Here is an 18,128-nt window from a genome sequence, read left to right as displayed (position 1 = left end):
GTTATTTGATAAAATCGAAGGTATTTCCTTGTTTGATGTCACCTGTTTGATAGCCTTTCATGAACCACTCTTTGCGTTGTTTTGAGCTGCCGTGCGTAAAGGAATCGGGGTTTACTTGCCCGGATACTCTTTTTTGAATGGCGTCGTCTCCAACGGCTTGTGCAGCACTTAATGCGATATCAATATCTTTGGGATCCAAATATTTTTGGATGTGTCTGGCCCAAACACCTGCGTAAAAATCAGCTTGTAATTCTTGAGCAACGGATAATTTATTCGCTTCTTTTTTTGAAAGTTTCTGTTGTTGTTCCCAAACTTTAGCATTGGTTCCCAATAAGTTTTGTACGTGGTGTCCTACTTCATGGGCAATCACATAAGCAATGGCAAAATCTCCTTTTTCAGCACCAAAACGCTGGTGTAATTCCTCAAAGAAGCGCAAATCCATATAGACGGTTTGATTAGCAGGACAGTAGAATGGACCTACACTAGCCAGTGCATTTCCACATTTAGTGTGTACTTGATCATCAAAGAGAACTAAAGTGGGTTCTTGGTAGATCTGACCCATTTGATCAAAAATACTGTGCCAAACATCCTCTGTATCCGCAAACATAACGGAAACCATTTTTCCCATTGTCTTCTCTTCTGAGGAGAGGGTTCTCGTTTCAGTCTGTTCTGTTGTTTGACCTCCTTGGTTGAGTTGTTCCAATACAGGAGCAATTTGTTGCCCTGTTTCACCGCCAAAAACAACAAGTAACATAGCGATAATTCCAATTAAACCTCCGCCTAATGCGGTTTTACCAACCATCGATTTTCCGCGATTGTCTTGGACATTTTTACTTTCTCTGCGATTTTCCCATTTCATACGGATTCCGGATTTTTTCGTAAATGTATGAAAAAAAGAGAGAAGAGAGTTAACAGATATCAGTTATCAGTTAATGGAAGATTTCTTCGATTTAAGGATATTCTTTCTTTAATCGAAAATTTTATACCTACACAAATCCAAGGAAAAATTCATTCAGCTTCAAAATACAATATAAACTTAATGAGAAAAAGAAGTTATCCGTGATCAATTAGGAGGTATCGGTATTTTTTTGTCGTCTCACCACCTCATCATCTCATCATCTCACCACCTCATCATCTCACCACCTCATCATCTCATCATCTCATCATCTCATCATCTCATCATCTCATCATCTCATCATCTCATCATCTCATCATCTCATCATCTCATCATCTCACCACCTCATCCAACAACCAACAACCAACGACAAACAAAAAAAGCCTCCATCAGGAAGCTTTTTTTGTATTTGGATAAAGATTACGCCATGGTTGTAAAGACGTTTTGAACGTCATCGTCTTCTTCAATTTTTTCTAATAATTTGTCAACATCTGCTTGTTCTGCTTCCGAAAGTTCTTTGGTTACTTGTGGAATACGGTCAAATCCAGAAGATAAGATTTCAATATGTCTACTTTCTAATTCTTTTTGGATTGCCCCAAAGCTTTCAAAAGGAGCATAGATCATTACACCATCCTCATCTTCAAAGATTTCGTCAATACCAAAATCAATCAACTCCAATTCAAATTCTTCTAAATCTCTATCGGCAACTGTAGGTATTCTAAAGTTACATGTATGATCAAACATAAACTCTACAGAACCTGAAGTTCCCATAGTACCGTTGCATTTGTTGAAATAACTTCTAATATTAGCTACAGTTCGGTTGTTGTTATCCGTAGCACATTCGATTAAGAAAGCAATTCCGTGAGGGCCATAGCCTTCAAAGATTACTTCTTTATAATTTTCAGTGTCTTTATCAGTAGCACGTTTTATGGCACGCTCAACGTTTTCTTTCGGCATATTAGCCGCCTTAGCGTTTTGCATAACCGCACGTAAGCGAGAGTTTGTTTCTGGGTTAGGACCACCTTCTTTAATAGCCATTACAATGTCCTTACCAATTCTCGTAAACGTTTTTGCCATAGCAGACCAACGTTTTAGCTTACGTCCTTTTCTAAATTCAAACGCTCTTCCCATAATAATTTATTACTTGATTTAATGATGCAAAAATAAAAGATAAAAAAAATATATCATAAAAAAGAGGGGCTTATTTTAAGCCCCTCTTTTTTGATTTAATTATTTCTTGTAAAATGGTGTTTTTACCACTTTTGCTGCAACATCATTTTTTCTAATGCGGATGAAAATTTCACTACCCTCAGCTGCATGTGCTAAAGTTACATACCCCATACCGATTCCCTTTCCTAAAGAAGGAGACATAGTACCAGAAGTTACTTTACCAATTACAACACCTGAAGCATCAACGATTTCGTAGTCGTGTCTTGGAATTCCTTTTTCTACCAATTCAAATCCTACTAATTTATTTTGTAATCCAGCTTCTTTTTGTGCTTTTAAAATATCAGCGCTAATGAAATCTTTGGTAAACTTTGTTACCCAGCCTAAACCTGCTTCTAATGGAGAGAGCTCATCATTTAGTTCGTTTCCGTATAAACAGTATCCCATTTCTAAACGCAGTGTATCACGCGCGGCTAATCCGATGGGCTTAATTCCCCAAGCAGCACCTGCTTCAAACACTTTATTCCAAATCATCTCGATGTCTTCATTCTTCGCGTAGATTTCAAATCCTCCTGAACCTGTATAACCTGTTGCTGAAATTACCACATCTTTTGCACCTGCGAACGTATCGATGGTAAAGTTGTAAAACTTAAGATCTGCTAGGTTCACTGCGGTTAAACTTTGCATGGATTCAACTGCTTTTGGTCCTTGAATTGCTAAAATAGAGTAGCCATCTGATAGGTTTTCTACGGTAGCATTTACATCATTATGTTGGTTAATCCACGCCCAATCTTTATCGATGTTCGATGCGTTTACAACCATTAGATATTCGCTATCATTTACTTTATAGGTAATGATATCGTCGATTACTCCCCCTTTTTCATTTGGAAAATAACAGTATTGTGCTTTTCCATCTACTAGAGTAGAAGCATCGTTAGAAGTAACTTTTTGGATTAATGGCAATGCATTCGGTCCAGATAATTTGAAAATCCCCATGTGAGATACATCAAATACGCCCACACCATTTCGTACTGTCTCGTGTTCTGCATTTACACCCTCATATTGAACAGGCATTGAAAATCCTGCAAATGGAACCATTTTAGCTCCTAAACCTTCGTGAATGTGATTTAAAGTTACTTGTTTCATCGTGTTGTATATCAATTTTAATAATAGCGCTAAAGTAAACTAATTTTATTGGATATGAAAGTGGGATTTTATATTCAATAAAAGCATACTGATATTGTGATATTTACAAGGGATTTAAGATAAATTTTAATAGTTTGTGAACTATTCGTGTATTTTGTTTGAATTTTTGAAAACTTTATTTGAGCTTGGTTTTCAGTCTGTTAGGTCGTATCTTTGCAGTATATTTAAAAGAAATAAAAACTATGGAAAAAGGATTGAAAATAGGAGCAATGCTATTGCTATTAGCAGGTATGCTAAGCTTGCCAAAAGATTTTTATGAATTGACAAAATTCATCTTGATTGCATTATTCGGTATCCTTGCTTACAATTCACACGTAGAAGCAAATATTAAAGGAACTGGACTTTATATCGCTTTAATCATCTTGTTTCAACCTTTTGTACCTATTCCATTTGGTACAACAGTTTGGATGGTTATACATGGTGCAATTATAGCTTTTCTAGGTGTTACACTATTTGCTGCTAAAAGTAAGCTTCGCAAAGCTATTTAATGAAAAGTTAATATACAAGAAATATTTACAAAATTTTAGTCTATCCAAAATTAATGGATAGACTTTTTTTATTCGCTTACACGTAGTGAAATTACGGGATTATCACTGGGTTTAACGTTTTTTAGTAAACGTATGGAATTAGATGTTTAGGGATTGAATTACTCATTTTCTTTTATTAATATTTAGATATATTGATAGTTTTTATATTAAAATGTTTGATTATTGGTTTTTTTTACTATCTTGCATTGGGTAAATAAATGTATTACTGTATTTTTTATTAGTTGTTAAAATGAGTATTCTGTGCTTTTTCTTACTTTGTGGGGACTTGGTTTAAGATTAAGGCGAATACGAAAGAAATTGAAAAGGGTTGCTGTGAAGCAACCCTTTTTTGTTATCAGTTATCGGTTATCGGTTATGGGTTATCAGTTATGGGTTATCAGTTATGGGTTATGGGTTATCGGTTATCGGTAGATTTTCTGATTTACAGCTATATTTTCTTTACTCGATAATCTGTCAAAAAAACAACTTGCAAAAAAGCAAAAAAGCAAATCTAAAGGTTGATTTTCTGATTTACAGCTATATTTTCTTTACTCGATAATCTGTCAAAAAAACAACTTGCAAAAAAGCAAAAAAGCAAATCTAAAGGTTGAATTTCTGATTTACAGCTATATTTTCTTTACTCGATAATCTGTCAAAAAAACAACTTGCAAAAAAGCAAAAAAGCAAATCTAAAGGTTGATTTTCTGATTTAAAGGTATATTTTATTTACTCGATAATCTGTCAAAAAAACAACTTGCAAAAAAGCAAAAAAGCAAATCTAAAGGTTGATTTTCTGATTTACAGCTATATTTTCTTTACTCGATAATCTGTCAAAAAAACAACTTGCAAAAAAGCAAAAAAGCAAATCTAAAGGTTGAATTTCTGATTTACAGCTATATTTTCTTTACTCGATAATCTGTCAAAAAAACAACTTGCAAAAAAGCAAAAAAGCAAATCTAAAGGTTGAATTTCTGATTTACAGCTATATTTTATTTACTCGATAATCTGTCAAAAAAACAACTTGCAAAAAAGCAAAAAAGCAAATCTAAAGGTTGATTTTCTGATTTACAGCTATATTTTCTTTACTCGATAATCTGTCAAAAAAACAACTTGCAAAAAAGCAAAAAAGCAAATCTAAAGGTTGATTTTCTGATTTACAGCTATATTTTCTTTACTCGATAATCTGTCAAAAAAACAACTTGCAAAAAAGCAAAAAAGCAAATCTAAAGGTTGATTTTCTGATTTACAGCTATATTTTCTTTACTCGATAATCTGTCAAAAAAACAACTTGCAAAAAAGCAAAAACACAACAATCAACACCTCACAACTTCGTATTTTTCAAACGCAGTGAATTAGCAATCACGGAAACGGAGCTGAAACTCATCGCTAAAGCCGCAATCATAGGCGAAAGTACAATCCCAAAGAAGGGAAATAAAATACCTGCTGCGATAGGGATACCGATGCTGTTGTAAATAAAGGCAAAGAATAAGTTTTCTTTGATATTTTTCATCACGTTATGACTGAGTTTAATCGCTTGTGGAATTTTGTCAATCTCGCCTTGTAAGAGGGTGATTTCTGCACTTTCAATGGCCACATCCGTTCCTGTTCCCATGGCAATTCCCACATTGGCTTGTGCAAGAGCAGGGGCATCGTTGATACCATCGCCTGCCATCGCGACAATCTTGCCTTCTTCTTGTAGCTTCTTGATGGCATTGAGCTTGTCTTCTGGGAGTGCTTCGGCAAGAAAGGATTTTATCCCCAGTTGGTTAGAAACTGCCTGTGCTGTATTGTGGTTATCTCCCGTAATCATAATGACCTCAATGCCTTGTTGGGCTAGTGTTTGGATCGTCGTAAAGCTTGAGGCTTTGATTTTATCATGCATCACAACATAACCGACAACGGTTTGATTATCGGCGATATAGGAAATTGTTTTTCCTTCTTTTTGAATAGCGGTTACTTCCGCTAGTAAAGCCTTGCTAATTGTAGCGGACAAAGATTCCATCAACGCTGCATTTCCCAAAGAGATGCGCTTTTTATCTACCACACCTTGAATCCCTTTTCCAGTTACACTAGCAAACATTTTAACAGGAGTCAACCCGATGTTTTTGTCTTTAGCTGCTTGTATAAAAGCCAAGGCTAAGGGGTGTTCACTGTTTTGATTTAACGAAGCCGTTAGATGCAATAGGGTTTCTTCATCATACGCTGCTTGCGTGGCGACCATTTTTTCTATGGAAGGTTTCCCTTCTGTGAGCGTTCCTGTTTTATCGGTAATCAGTACATTGATTTTATTAGCGGTTTCCAAGGCTTCTGCATTTTTGATGAGGATTCCATTTTGAGCCCCTTTGCCGATGCCCACCATAATTGACATAGGAGTAGCTAATCCTAAAGCACAAGGACAAGCGATGATTAATACGGCCAATGCATTGATAAAGGCATAAGCTAGTTTCGGCTCAGGACCTAAGAATTTCCATAATAAAAAGGTTGCAATCGATACGAGAATTACCGTCGGAACGAAGTAGGTCGATACTTTATCTGCCAACTTCTGAATCGGTGCACGAGAGCGACTGGCGTTATTTACCATCTCAATAATCTGCGAAAGCAAGGTGTCTTTTCCCACTTTTTGCGCTTGCATGATAAACGAGGTATTGCTGTTCATGGTTCCCGCAACAACGGTGTCATTTTTTGTTTTTTCTACTGGGATGGGCTCTCCTGTAATCATCGATTCATCAATCGTAGCATGCCCTTCGAGGATGATTCCATCCACCGGAATCTTCTCACCTGGTTTGACGCGAAGTTTATCATTTTTGAGAATGGCATCAATCGCCACTTTTTCTTCTGTATGATCCTCGTTGATTTTAGTGGCTTCCGTAGGGGATAATTTCAATAGTTCTTTAATCGCTGAGTTGGTTCTGCTGTGCGCTTTAGCTTCCATGACTTGGCCTAACATGACGAGGGTTAAAATCACTGCTACCGATTCGAAATACAAGTGTATTCCGTGTTCCCCTTTGAAATCTTCTGGAAATAAAGTAGGAAAGAACAATGCTACTACACTGAAAATCAAGCCTGCAGCTCCACCTAATCCAATTAAGCTAAACATATTCAAATTCCACGTTTTGAAAGACACCCAAGCGCGTTGAAAGAAGGTCCAACAAATATAAACTACGGGAATAGTAAATAACAATTGCAAGTAGTTGTTGAGGTGCATCGGAACTATTTTTCCAATTGGATCACCAGGTAACATACTCCCCATGGAGAGGATAAAAACAGGAAGGGTAAACAGAATGGCGTATTTCAACTTGCGCAACATAGTAGGATAGGTGGTGTCTTCGGGTTCAATATGAATCGTTTTAGCCACTAAGTCCATTCCACAAACAGGACAAGAACCTGCTTTATCATACGTTTTATCTCCCTCACATAACATCGGACAATAATATACCGTTTGTTCAATTTTAGCTGCTGGAATTTGTTCCAAGTTCATTCCACATACCGGACAACCGACATTGCTATCATATACCTGATCTCCCTCACACAACATCGGACAGAAAAATTTACCTGCTTTATCCGCCATATCTGCGGGAATCTCTTGATGAAAATGATCGTCTTCACTCAATTCTACAGGGGACAGTATTTCTTGACTCCCGTCTTCTTTGGTGATTACTTCTTGTAAAATGTAATTTCCCTTTTTTAGCAAGGCTTTTTGAAGGGTAAGCGTATCAATATCGTGATGTAAATCTAAATCAGCCTGTTCCTCTTCTAAAGAAACGGTTGCTTGAATACCGTGTATTTCATTTAGCGTGTTTTCTACTTTGGTTCGACAACCATTGCAGGTCATTCCACTTACTTTATATCTTCTTTTCATGCGATTAGGTGTTTTTTGAACATCCTAAGTTCGCCTTTTTGTAGGAATAAAAGGTTATATAATTTTCGGAAAAGGTTATATTATTTTTTTGCTTTTTTGTTTTTTCGTTGGTTTGCTTTTTTGTAAGATTTACTTTTTAGATGAGAAATCTTACAATTTTACCCCCCGTCATGTCCCTCGACGAAGGAGAAATCGGAGCGTAGTGAAAATTGAAACGTAGTGAAAATCGTAACGCAGTGAAAATCGTAACGCAGTGAAAATCGTAACGCAGTGAAGATTCATCGAACACTAAAACAAATATAAAATAAGGTGAGATATATTCATCGAACACTAAAACAAATATAAAATAAGGTGAGATCTATTCATCGAACACTAAAACAAATATAAAATAGGTGAGATAGGTCGCATTCGTCACTCAGCGCCCGTTATTCAAAGCTTTCGATTAGAGAACAATTTGATTATTCAGAAAATCTCACCAAACAACAGACACCACAATAAAAAACAAAACAAATCCATTTATTATTTAGATTTAATTCATATATTTACCAGTACTTTTAAATTAACTTCAATAAATAACAACTTTTATTATTTTAATTATATACAAAACCCTGATTGTTATTTTAAATGTATACATCTACATTCGTTATTCTATTCTTTTAATTTAAAAAACAAAGACCATGAGAAATTTAGTACAAACAATGATGTTGAGCCTATTGCTATTAAGTTTGGGCTGTCAAAAAGAGGACACAGTAGAAGTTAGAAATTATGCTGAAGATTCAAGAATATTACAAAACTTTGTGGCCATTGATAAACAAAATCTAGCCTATTATTTGAATCTAAATGCTAAAAATGACTTTTTGAAGCTGATTCCGACTAGTATGATTAATCAATTAGACAAAGTTTCAGAGGAGCATTTAAATAGGTTTAAAAGCGAAATAAACCATTTAAATGCATTTTTGAAAAATGAGATTAGAAACGGAGCTTCCTATGTTGAGATGAATACGAATAGCGATTGCTACTTCAAAGAAATGAATACGGACGGAATCCGCATTTTAAAAAAGAATGTTGCTCCCACTTCTACCAAATTACAAACGCTGGCTGAAATTGGCAATATCTTTTTTTATAGAATAGGAGAGGCTTCTTCTCCCGAACATTTTATAGGCAAAGACCACATCAATGCACTAATCAATATAAATGGTCCCACAAACAGTATTTCAGCTACCCTTTTATGCAGTACAGGAACGAGTCCTCAAGGTTCAGCAAACAATCCTTCCTTACTTGTACTATCTTCTATGTCCGGTTTTTATTCTGGCAATTTTAATTGGATCAATAGCGTATCGGGAGATAATGTCAATTGGACATTCGAAGGAAAATTGAACACGTCTAATTTTTCTGTATTGGGATATGTATATCTTACTGATGATTGAGAACATGCTTTTTTGTCAGCACTTTCGATAAGAGATGCATCAACCATCAACCATCAACTATCAACCATCAACCATCAACACTGTCATTCCCCTCAACAGAAGGTGGGAATTGGAGAGAAGAAAGAGGAAAAGAGAAAATTTTTAAATATTGAGAATTTCCACAAAAAAGCAACCAACAAAAAAGCAACCAACAATAAAATAAAATCTTTTAAATATTGAGAATTTCCACAAAAAAGCAACCAACAATAAAATAAAATCTTCTAAATATTGAGAATTTCCACAAAAAAGCAACTAACAAAAAAGCAACCAACAATAAAATAGAATCTTCTAAATATTGAGAGTTTCCACAAAAAAGCAACTAACAAAAAAGCAACCAACAATAAAATAAAATCTTTTAAGTATTGAGAATTTCCACAAAAAAGCAACCAACAAAAAAGCAACCAACAATAAAATAAAATCTTCTAAATATTGAGAGTTTCCACAAAAAAACAAAAAAGCGCCTTACAAAAAAGCAAAACAAAAAAACCATCCCTACAAAGGAATGGCCTATCTTTTATCGATATTCTTCTGTTAACCGTTAACCGTTCCCTGTTAACTGTTAACTGCATCCCAAATCACATCTTCAGGGGGAGGTGCTACAATCGTCAAAATCTCTTTTGTTACAGGATGTGTAAACGTCAAGGATCTCGCGTGTAGGTGAATACCTCCATCGGGATTACTGCGATCGGCGCCGTATTTCAGATCCCCTTTAATTGGGCAACCGACGGCGGCTAATTGACAGCGAATTTGGTGATGACGTCCCGTGTGTAGATCAATTTCCAAAGCGGAATACGTTTTCAATTGATGGAACATGCGATAGCTTAATTTTGCTTTTTTGCTATTGGGAACTTCTTTATTGTGTGCTTTAGAGGTGTTGTTCTTTGGGTTTCTCACCAAAAAGTGCTCTAAAGTATCTTCTACTTTAGGTGGAGCATCTTTTACCACCGCCCAATAGGTTTTCTTGGTTTCTCTATTTTTGAATGATTCATTCAAGCGCGTTAGCGCCTTAGATGTTTTTGCAAATACTACAATTCCAGATGTAGGACGATCCAAACGATGGACTACGCCCAAGTAAGCCTCTCCTGGTTTGTTGTATTTGTATTTTAGATAAAGTTTAATAATCTCACTCAAGGGTATATCACCCGTTTGATCGCCTTGAACCAAATCGCCTACGCGTTTATTGATGACAATAAGGTGATTGTCTTCGTGTAAGATTTGTAAATTATCTGGAGTAGAAACAACTTTCATACGATGAATTTTAAAACAAAAATATCCTTTTAAATCTAAAAGGATATTTTTGAAGGTATATTTTGTGAAAAAACAGTTTAATACTGTTCGTTTTCATTGGGGAAATCCACTGCTTTTACATCGTCAACATATTGTGCAACAGCCTCTTTCATCTGATCGAAAATATTTAAATAACGACGTAAGAATTTCGGGTTGAATTCATGGGTTAACCCAATCATATCGTGGATAACCAATACTTGTCCATCTACGCCATTACCCGCACCAATTCCGATTACGGGAATTGAAATGCTCTCGGCTACTTTTTTCGCTAGTGAAGCTGGAATTTTTTCTAATACAACGGCAAAACATCCAATTTCTTCTAACATTTTAGCGTCTTTCATCAATTGTTCTGCTTCTTCGTCTTCTTTGGCTCTTACGGTATAAGTTCCAAATTTATAAATCGATTGTGGTGTTAAACCCAAATGTCCCATTACGGGAATTCCCGCATCTAAAATGCGTTTGATCCCTTCTTTGATTTCGATACCACCTTCCATTTTTACGGCATGAGCTCCACTTTCTTTCATGATTCGAATAGAAGAACGCAACGCTTCTTTTGGGTCAGATTGGTAAGAACCGAAAGGTAAATCAACTACAATTAAAGCGCGATCTGCACCACGTACTACCGATTGTGCGTGATATATCATCTGGTCTAATGTGATAGGTAGAGTCGTTTCGTGTCCTGCCATAACATTACTAGCAGAATCTCCAACCAACATTACATCCACTCCACCAGCTTCTAACACTTTGGCCATCGAGTAATCATAACAAGTAAGCATTGATATTTTTTCTCCATTGGCTTTCATATCAATCAGCGACTTTGTGGTCACTTTTTTATAATCTTTCTTTGCTACTGACATTGTTGTTTATTTTGTAATTCCTTGTAAAAGTAGAGTAAAAAGACTTGAAATAAAAAAATTAGCAGTAATAAATCAATTCTACTCGCAATAATTCATTATTGTAGAACTCAAAACTGTAGAGAACATCTTCCACTGCAATGTAATACGTATGTTCTACAGGATCGATTGTGGTGATTAATCCCTTAGCTAGTTTCAAGAACATCGTTTCCGTTGTATATTGCTCTACTAAGTGATTGTCAAGGATAAAGCCATTTTTATTGATCATATCCATTTTTCTCGCTTTATAGGTGTGATCGAGATCGTGTGTGATAAATTCAGCCGAGTTAAAGAAGGAATTCCCTTCGTAATCTCCCAAGGCACAATCTTCTAAATTGGCCGATTCATCAATGGGGTATCCTAAATAGGTATGAATCCAATCGAGGTCAAAACCGTTCATGGGTTCAACCTTTCCATTTAGCGCAAAACCAAATTGTTTTTTCTTAATCATTTTATTCACTTTGGAGGAGTCGCCTAGTTTAGGCATGGCTTTCAATACTTCCAATTGCATTTTCAACAGCTCTACTTTTTCTGTTTCATCCTGTTTAGTCGCAAAATCGATATAAAGTTGAATGGCTTTTTGCGTTACCGCATCCTCGCTGTTCCATCCCAATTCTAAGATGCGCTCGGCGTATTTGCGTTGTTCGCTAACTTCTGTGGTTGTTTTATACGCTTGAATCAACTCACTCATCACAGGGCGTTCTCCTAAATACTGTACAGCAACATAGCCATACCCTTCTTTATATGAAATCGGTACCCAAGCATTTTTGTCATAGGGGTAAAACTCGATAGGCACTGCCGTTCCGATTAATACCGTGCCCAATACACTAGCAGTGCTGCTTGGATATTCGCGTACTTTTAGTCCCGCTACGGTAGTAAAAAGGTGAGGCGATCCGTAGTATTCATCCATTTCGATGATGGGAGCTGGTGCTTCGGGTGAATCTTCCGTATAGTATTCTTTTAGGTTTTGAGTATCCACAATGTAGAGGGGATTTTCATAATCGCGGTCAATTTGCACCAAGCGCTTATTGATCTTCTCATAGGAAGAAAGATGCGCATTGGAAATAAAGATTCCCGCTTTTTGCGTCGCCGCTTTGTCTTTGTAGGCTTCTGTGGGCTTGTTGGTGTATAAGGTTGGCGATTGTGCTACGGCTTGTAAGGAACAGCAGATTAGCAAGGCTTGAACGAGTGTTTTCATACGGTGTTCTATTATTCAATATCGTTAATTGAGGACGCAAAAGTGAGGAAAAAAACAATGCTGAAAGTAGAAAAATGCAAGGGAAGGCTGAAATTCACTATTTCTGGGGAGATTGAATTCTTGTTTGACAAGGCCCATATGTTTATTAAATAGCAACGAATAAGATGAAAATCTGTAATTTTAATTAGGTCGAACTGAATTTTATTCTAGTTCTTCCAAAACTTAAATTTGTGTTGAGGTTCTTTTGTTGCTCCTCGTTTTTACTACCTAAAAATCAATTACTTTTATATCTCGATGGCGAGGATTTGCACCTTACATTCGCGCCATTGGAAGTTTATGAGGTAGACAAAGGCACGGATTTCAAATCCGTGCCATCGGGGGTAGCTCTTCTAAAACTTGGGTCTGGAAATTATAATAATTAATTATGGAGGAAAATAAAAAAATAGTGTTATTTGTATTAATGGTTGGATTTTTTGTTTTTACAATTTATTTAGTGATTAGTAAAAAAAATGTTTTGTCTGTATTGCAAGAAAACTATCACAGAGAGATAATTGATAGTTATCAAGGAAACATAGATGGAAAATATGTGGATAAAGAAAATCATAATAGTACAATGATAATATTTAGGAATGGGGGAAATAGAGGAATTCATCCTTATTTTTGGGGTAAAGTGCAAGTAGGAGATTCTATTAGTAAGATGACAGGAGATTCATTGATACAAGTTTTTCGAAATGGAGAAAAGATTATATTGGAAATAGCACCATTATATGAAAAAGTAATTGAAGATGAGAAGAATAAAAAAAGTTAATAAATGTATTTTACGTTAATATCTGTTTCTTAACCCAATCGTACAGACTTAACTTCGTTTCGTTCGGTTGAATCCTCGTGTTTAGTTTGTAAGGCTGGAGATAGTATATATGAGGTTGAGGTGTAGAAAGGCACGGATTGCAAATTCGCGCTATCGGGGTAATATAGTTAATCTTACCCAGTATGTCATTTCGACGAAGGATACATCGTAGCGCAGCGCAGATTCATCGAATACCAAAAAAATATTAACTCAGTGAGATAAAAAGACAATCTCAGCGCTATACATTTTCCATTCACTGTTCACGATTTACAGTATGATGTGAGCACTGGATGCGACCCCTCCTTCGTCGGGGTGACATGTTGGGTGAAAAATAAAAAATACAAAAAAGCATCCCTCCCTCACTTTTTTCAACGTTCACAGAGAACTCACTACTTGGATCATTAGTAGTACTAGTGGGATTTAGTGTAGAACTTTTTATTTCTTTTCCAAAAGAGTGAGTATTATGTTGCTCAATCCATCACTAACCCCCCTGTAAACCCTTGTGGTTATTGAGAATCTTTTTATGATCCATTAAATCTTCCTTATAGGTTTGTTTTATCTTCGTTTTGTGTTCGTTTTGTGTTTGTTCGGTAAAAGGCCCTAAAACCAAGCAAACACAAAGCAAACACCGAACAAACCCAAAAGGAACTGTAAATGAGTTTTTTTTATGTAGTTGATTAATAGTTGTTTGTGTTTTTTTATTCTGGACAAAAAAGGACATTTACTCCCTTTTTTATCCCAAAATAGGAAGAATACGGAAGGGGGGTGTTGTACAGTTATTTTTATTTTTTTAGTATTGCAAGGAGAACATTAGTGAAGGTAGCTAGGACGCATAATCGCAAAAATTTGTAGTCATCAAGTAAACAGTACACGCATGGTAAAAATAGACAATGGATGAACAGTGAAGGGGTAACCGGTTAGGAGGGAAAATAGGAACTGTTTCTGGAGGTAATAACCCTGTTTTAGATCTAAGTGTAGGTATTAAGGCTATACTAGAAACGATGTCTCACTTAAAATAGGTTTAACAGGTAAAACAAGAAAATAATGTATACGGCGATAACTTTGAATGGTGATACAGATTTTTACTATCAGAATCAATTATTATATACGAGTAGAACGCAAAAAAAAATGTTTAAAGACATATTTTCTATAAAGGATAGTAGTAATGTAAAATTAATAGAGATAGAGATTAAACACTTGTTTGGATATAATAAAAGATATTTTATAAAAAGCCAACATTTTGAAAAAATAGTAAATTTACGTTTTTTGAGAAAAAGATTGTGCTTAGAAGTAGATGGTAGTATTATAGAACTCAAAAAAAAGATTAGAGCTTGGAAGTTTGAAGGAGATTTTATTGTGAATAATCAAAAACAAGGTATATTCAGTAATAAATTAACATTATTGAAATCGTCTTTTACATTTGAATTTAATAGTGAGAAAGAGGTTAATTTTTATTGTATAATATTATTTTCTATTCTGGTTATAGATGAGTTTAATACTCAGGCTCTTCCATAAAATTAAAGAAAAGATGGCGAAATCAAGTAGAAAGAGGCGAATAGTTGCTTTTTTAATCGATCACTTTGTAATAACATTTTTAATAGTTACAATTTTATTTTTGTTTTTTGGAGAAGCGTTAATTAACGGGAATGATCCAGAACAAGTCATCCCAATATTGTCTTCTGTCTTAATTCCGGGGTTTATGCTCTATTTTGCAAAAGACAGTTATCAAGGAATAAGTTTAGGTAAATGGATTATGGGAATTATGGTTAGGGATGAAAATCACCTTAGCAATGCTCCTTCTTTTGGTAGACTTTTTTTGCGTAATCTGTTCCTTATTATATGGCCAATAGAGTTTATTATATTGGTTACTAATGGGCAAAAGAAAAGATTAGGCGATATAGTTGCAAAAGCGGTTGTGTTAAAGAATCCTGTTACATCCTCAAAAGGTTCACGTATTATGGCCTTAATAAGCGTTGTGATGTTATTTTTTGTATTTGTGTTTCTTGTAGTTGGAAGTGCAATAAAAAATTCAGATGCTTATAAAACTGCGATAGAAGAAATTGAAAAAAACGAACAGGTAAAAACAGAAATAGGAACTATAATCAGTTATGGTATGATTCCTTCTGGAAATATAATAACTGAAAATGAATATGGGCAGGCTTTATTAGAAATAAAAGTCATTGGAGAAAATGGAACTATGCCTGTTACTGTTTATTTAGAAAAAGGAAAATCAGGTCATTGGCAATTAGTAGAAATGCAAAAAGAAGATGGAACTGTTCTAAAATCTATATCTCATTAAATATTACAATAACATTTAAAATATAACTCTTACAATCTCCGACTTAATCGTAAGGACTTGACTTCGTTCAATTCGGCTAAAGCCTCGGGTGCAATCCGTGGGCATAAATAAAAAAAACATAAAACCCGCTGTCTTTCGATTAGCGGGTTTTATATTTTATAAAATAGCTTGAACGTTATTTAGCAAACGCTTGTTTCGTTTTAAAATTTTGAATGTAAGTATCAATGATATGGAATAAGGCTTTATCGTTAATGTGTTTTCGTATTCGTTAACTAAAGTCTATGTATAATCTAAAAGTTAGTTATCTTTAACTTCGGGTAATACCGCTTAAGTTGAGCCGATGAGAATTATAACGACAAGATCGACGTTGGTGAGATCATTGAAGAGACGAACTATTATCCCTTTGGATTGGCGCATCAAGGGTATAATGAGAAGAATAATACGATAGCTCAAAACTATAAGTATCAATATAATGATAGGGAGTGGCAACATGAATTAGGTCTGAATATTACCGCCATGGACTTTCGAATGTATGACAATGCATTGGGAAGATTTTATGGTATTGATAAATTAGCGGAAGCTATACCTGGAATAACCCCCTTTCATTTTGGATACAATAATCCAATAATGATGAGTGATCCTAGTGGATTATTGTCTCAAGGTTTTTTACAAGGGTTATGGAACAATAGTTCAAGTACAGGTTGGAATACTTGGACGAATCAGGGAGACGACTTTTTTAATGATTTTGGAAATATAGGTGTAAATAGTACAACAGGAAAGAGTACATTTTATGAAAGTTTGCCTAATATTACAATTTCGAGTAGTTTTAGCAGTAGCCAACGAGGAATATTGATTCAGGATCATGTGTATAAAAATGCATCGGGTTATCAGTATTTCAGAGATGGACTTCGGGAAACACAATTAGATAATTTACAGTCTGCTTTAGATGTTGTTGGGATGATACCGATAATAGGCGAACCGATTGATTTGATTAATGCAGGTATTTCATATGGTAGAGGAAATTATGTAGAAGGATCTTTGAGTTTAGCAGCTACAATTCCATTTATTGGGGTTGGCGCTACAGTGACAAAGGTTGCTATAAAAACAGCGCTTCCTAATTCAGCGCCAATTATAAAAAGTATCGGTGCTGCATCAAAAGCAGAAATGTTGGCAAAAAAATTAAAGATGAATATTAATAGTCCGACAACAAGACAAGTACTAAATAGTTTAGATGAGCCTGTAGAATCTTTTATATCAACCTATCGAAAATCGTCTATAAGAGCTGAAATCCCGGGACAATATTTAAATCAAACAGTAGAAGAAGCTTTGAGAAGTGGTAATACAACATTAAGAAAATTATTAACAGATGGAAGATTTGTAAAATAATGGAGAAGGATATAACAATATTGGATTTTATAGAAAGATTGCGATTAAAAATTAATTTTAATGCAATCAAAATAGTTGATTTCTGGGAATCAGATCTTTGCTCAATTGGGATAATGAAAGAGAATAAATTAATTTATATTTCTACATTTAATTATGTAAACGATAAAAAATTAATGTATGATTTTGATTTGGAGATATTAGATAAGAATGATAATGAAAAAATTAATGTTGTGAAAGAAGGAAGAAATATAGGAGAGGAAGAACTAATACATGAAATAAAGATATTTTTAAATGACTTGAATAATTAACTTTGAAAAAAATTAACCTTAATCGTGTGTATTTAACTTCGTTCAATTCGGCTAAGGCCTCAAGTGCAGTACGTGTGCATAGATTATAAAAAAACAAAAACCCGATTGCGCGGATTTAATTTCATACAATTCGGCTGAAACTGTAGGTGCAATCCGTGCGTCTAAATAAAAAAGGAAAAACTTGTCTTTTGATTAACAGTTTTTATATTTTATAAAATAGATTGTAATTTTCTTTAGAAGATTTTTTTCAACCAAATAAATCTTATTTTTATAGGAGTAATTGGTTTTGTAAAGTGAAAGTTGGGGGCACACAAGAAAAAGTACATTTTATGAAAGCTTGTCTAATATCATTATTTCGAGTAGTTTTAGCAGTAGTCAACGAGGAATATTGATTCAGGATTATGTGTATAAAAATGCATCGGTTATGAGTTATCAGTTCTGATTGAAGGATATATTCTTTAATCGATGATTTGACAAAAAAGCAACAAACAAAAAAACGAAAAAGCAAATCTAAAGGTACGTAGAAGGATCTTTGAGTTTAGCGGCTACGATTCCCATTATTGGGGTTGGCGCTACAGTTTCGAAAGTTGGAGTTATATTGATTGAATCTGCAGGAGATGCAGGTGCTTTGGTCACAAACAAATACCAGAAAATTGGATAGTTAAATCGGCTAAAAAAGATGCGGGAACAAGGTATATTGATCCTTCTAATATTGGTAACAATGTAAGAGTAATGAGAGGGAATGTTAATAGCCCTTTTATTAATTCTCAAACACCTTATACCATAAGAT

16 protein-coding genes are annotated in these 18,128 nt (G+C 34.9%); 9 read left to right on the top strand and 7 right to left on the bottom strand.

The window, feature by feature from the left end:
- Position 1: 1 nt before the first annotated feature.
- The 3 genes from ypfJ to gcvT all read right to left on the bottom strand — a co-directional run bounded on the left by ypfJ (position 2) and on the right by gcvT (position 3,208).
- Positions 2 to 859, bottom strand: a complete 858-nt coding sequence (gene ypfJ, locus FBR08_RS01555) for a KPN_02809 family neutral zinc metallopeptidase (RefSeq protein ID WP_158961011.1) — start codon at positions 857 to 859, stop codon at positions 2 to 4.
- 456 nt (positions 860 to 1,315) lie between these two features.
- Positions 1,316 to 2,026 carry a YebC/PmpR family DNA-binding transcriptional regulator gene (locus tag FBR08_RS01550; protein WP_158961009.1) on the bottom strand — a complete coding sequence of 237 codons (711 nt, stop codon included), beginning with the start codon at positions 2,024 to 2,026 and terminating at the stop codon, positions 1,316 to 1,318.
- Between the two features lie 99 nt (positions 2,027 to 2,125).
- Positions 2,126 to 3,208, bottom strand: coding sequence for a glycine cleavage system aminomethyltransferase GcvT (gene gcvT, locus FBR08_RS01545; protein WP_158961007.1), 1,083 nt, complete (start codon positions 3,206 to 3,208; stop codon positions 2,126 to 2,128).
- A gap of 242 nt (positions 3,209 to 3,450) precedes the next feature.
- Between gcvT and FBR08_RS01540 the strand changes: the two genes are divergently transcribed.
- Positions 3,451 to 3,756 (top strand): DUF6804 family protein, encoded by a 306-nt coding sequence (locus FBR08_RS01540; protein WP_158961005.1) that lies wholly within the window; start codon positions 3,451 to 3,453, stop codon positions 3,754 to 3,756.
- A 1,360-nt stretch (positions 3,757 to 5,116) separates the two neighbouring features.
- On the opposite strand, the gene FBR08_RS01535 is transcribed toward FBR08_RS01540, so the two are convergent.
- Complete coding sequence (locus tag FBR08_RS01535) at positions 5,117 to 7,654, bottom strand: heavy metal translocating P-type ATPase (protein WP_158961003.1); 2,538 nt, start codon at positions 7,652 to 7,654, stop codon at positions 5,117 to 5,119.
- Positions 7,655 to 8,331: 677 nt separating this feature from the next.
- On the opposite strand from FBR08_RS01535, the gene FBR08_RS01530 reads away from it, so the two are divergent.
- Both FBR08_RS01530 and FBR08_RS01525 read left to right on the top strand, forming a co-directional pair.
- Positions 8,332 to 9,081, top strand: a complete 750-nt coding sequence (locus FBR08_RS01530) for a hypothetical protein (RefSeq protein WP_158961001.1) — start codon at positions 8,332 to 8,334, stop codon at positions 9,079 to 9,081.
- Positions 9,082 to 9,093: 12 nt separating this feature from the next.
- Positions 9,094 to 9,300, top strand: coding sequence for a hypothetical protein (locus FBR08_RS01525; protein ID WP_158960999.1), 207 nt, complete (start codon positions 9,094 to 9,096; stop codon positions 9,298 to 9,300).
- A 372-nt stretch (positions 9,301 to 9,672) separates the two neighbouring features.
- Here the strand turns inward: FBR08_RS01525 and FBR08_RS01520 are convergent, their stop codons facing one another.
- The 3 genes from FBR08_RS01520 to FBR08_RS01510 form a co-directional block, all read right to left on the bottom strand.
- A complete protein-coding gene (locus FBR08_RS01520) occupies positions 9,673 to 10,368 on the bottom strand; it encodes an RluA family pseudouridine synthase (protein ID WP_158960997.1) in 696 nt (231 codons plus the stop codon).
- A gap of 77 nt (positions 10,369 to 10,445) precedes the next feature.
- The gene (gene panB, locus FBR08_RS01515) at positions 10,446 to 11,264 is read right to left on the bottom strand and encodes a 3-methyl-2-oxobutanoate hydroxymethyltransferase (RefSeq protein ID WP_158960995.1); all 819 of its coding nucleotides are present in this window, start codon (positions 11,262 to 11,264) and stop codon (positions 10,446 to 10,448) included.
- A gap of 58 nt (positions 11,265 to 11,322) precedes the next feature.
- Positions 11,323 to 12,498, bottom strand: a complete 1,176-nt coding sequence (locus FBR08_RS01510) for an SH3 domain-containing protein (RefSeq protein ID WP_158960993.1) — start codon at positions 12,496 to 12,498, stop codon at positions 11,323 to 11,325.
- A 424-nt stretch (positions 12,499 to 12,922) separates the two neighbouring features.
- Between FBR08_RS01510 and FBR08_RS01505 the strand changes: the two genes are divergently transcribed.
- From FBR08_RS01505 to FBR08_RS17055, 6 genes are all read left to right on the top strand, one after another.
- The gene (locus FBR08_RS01505; protein ID WP_158960991.1) at positions 12,923 to 13,306 is read left to right on the top strand and encodes a hypothetical protein; all 384 of its coding nucleotides are present in this window, start codon (positions 12,923 to 12,925) and stop codon (positions 13,304 to 13,306) included.
- Positions 13,307 to 14,389: 1,083 nt separating this feature from the next.
- Entirely contained in the window at positions 14,390 to 14,860 is a 471-nt protein-coding gene (locus FBR08_RS01500; RefSeq protein WP_158960989.1) for a hypothetical protein, read from the top strand.
- Positions 14,861 to 14,873: 13 nt separating this feature from the next.
- Positions 14,874 to 15,644, top strand: a complete 771-nt coding sequence (locus tag FBR08_RS01495; RefSeq protein WP_158960987.1) for an RDD family protein — start codon at positions 14,874 to 14,876, stop codon at positions 15,642 to 15,644.
- A gap of 360 nt (positions 15,645 to 16,004) precedes the next feature.
- Positions 16,005 to 17,030: an RHS repeat-associated core domain-containing protein gene (locus FBR08_RS16845; RefSeq protein ID WP_317165376.1), complete on the top strand. Its 1,026-nt coding sequence runs from the start codon at positions 16,005 to 16,007 to the stop codon at positions 17,028 to 17,030.
- Positions 17,030 to 17,338 (top strand): hypothetical protein, encoded by a 309-nt coding sequence (locus FBR08_RS01485; RefSeq protein ID WP_158960983.1) that lies wholly within the window; start codon positions 17,030 to 17,032, stop codon positions 17,336 to 17,338. The genes FBR08_RS16845 and FBR08_RS01485 overlap by 1 nt, the downstream gene beginning before the upstream one ends.
- 532 nt (positions 17,339 to 17,870) lie before the next feature.
- On the top strand, positions 17,871 to 17,999 hold the full coding sequence (locus FBR08_RS17055; protein WP_262885173.1) for a hypothetical protein: 129 nt from the start codon (positions 17,871 to 17,873) through the stop codon (positions 17,997 to 17,999).
- Positions 18,000 to 18,128 lie beyond the last annotated feature (129 nt).

Origin of the sequence: Myroides fluvii (genome assembly GCF_009792295.1) — a bacterium.
GTDB classification, from domain to species: domain Bacteria; phylum Bacteroidota; class Bacteroidia; order Flavobacteriales; family Flavobacteriaceae; genus Flavobacterium; species Flavobacterium fluvii_A.
This window is presented reverse-complemented; position numbering and strand designations above follow the sequence as displayed.

Excerpts from the sequence above, each read along its gene's own strand:
- ypfJ (WP_158961011.1), bottom strand. The coding sequence starts at position 859 with ATGAAATGGGAAAATCGCAGAGAAAGTAAAAATGTCCAAGACAATCGC.
- FBR08_RS01550 (WP_158961009.1), bottom strand. The coding sequence starts at position 2,026 with ATGGGAAGAGCGTTTGAATTTAGAAAAGGACGTAAGCTAAAACGTTGG.
- gcvT (WP_158961007.1), bottom strand. The coding sequence starts at position 3,208 with ATGAAACAAGTAACTTTAAATCACATTCACGAAGGTTTAGGAGCTAAA.
- FBR08_RS01540 (WP_158961005.1), top strand. The coding sequence starts at position 3,451 with ATGGAAAAAGGATTGAAAATAGGAGCAATGCTATTGCTATTAGCAGGT.
- FBR08_RS01535 (WP_158961003.1), bottom strand. The coding sequence starts at position 7,654 with ATGAAAAGAAGATATAAAGTAAGTGGAATGACCTGCAATGGTTGTCGA.
- FBR08_RS01530 (WP_158961001.1), top strand. The coding sequence starts at position 8,332 with ATGAGAAATTTAGTACAAACAATGATGTTGAGCCTATTGCTATTAAGT.
- FBR08_RS01520 (WP_158960997.1), bottom strand. The coding sequence starts at position 10,368 with ATGAAAGTTGTTTCTACTCCAGATAATTTACAAATCTTACACGAAGAC.
- panB (WP_158960995.1), bottom strand. The coding sequence starts at position 11,264 with ATGTCAGTAGCAAAGAAAGATTATAAAAAAGTGACCACAAAGTCGCTG.
- FBR08_RS01510 (WP_158960993.1), bottom strand. The coding sequence starts at position 12,498 with ATGAAAACACTCGTTCAAGCCTTGCTAATCTGCTGTTCCTTACAAGCC.
- FBR08_RS01505 (WP_158960991.1), top strand. The coding sequence starts at position 12,923 with ATGGAGGAAAATAAAAAAATAGTGTTATTTGTATTAATGGTTGGATTT.
- FBR08_RS01500 (WP_158960989.1), top strand. The coding sequence starts at position 14,390 with ATGTATACGGCGATAACTTTGAATGGTGATACAGATTTTTACTATCAG.
- FBR08_RS01495 (WP_158960987.1), top strand. The coding sequence starts at position 14,874 with ATGGCGAAATCAAGTAGAAAGAGGCGAATAGTTGCTTTTTTAATCGAT.
- FBR08_RS01485 (WP_158960983.1), top strand. The coding sequence starts at position 17,030 with ATGGAGAAGGATATAACAATATTGGATTTTATAGAAAGATTGCGATTA.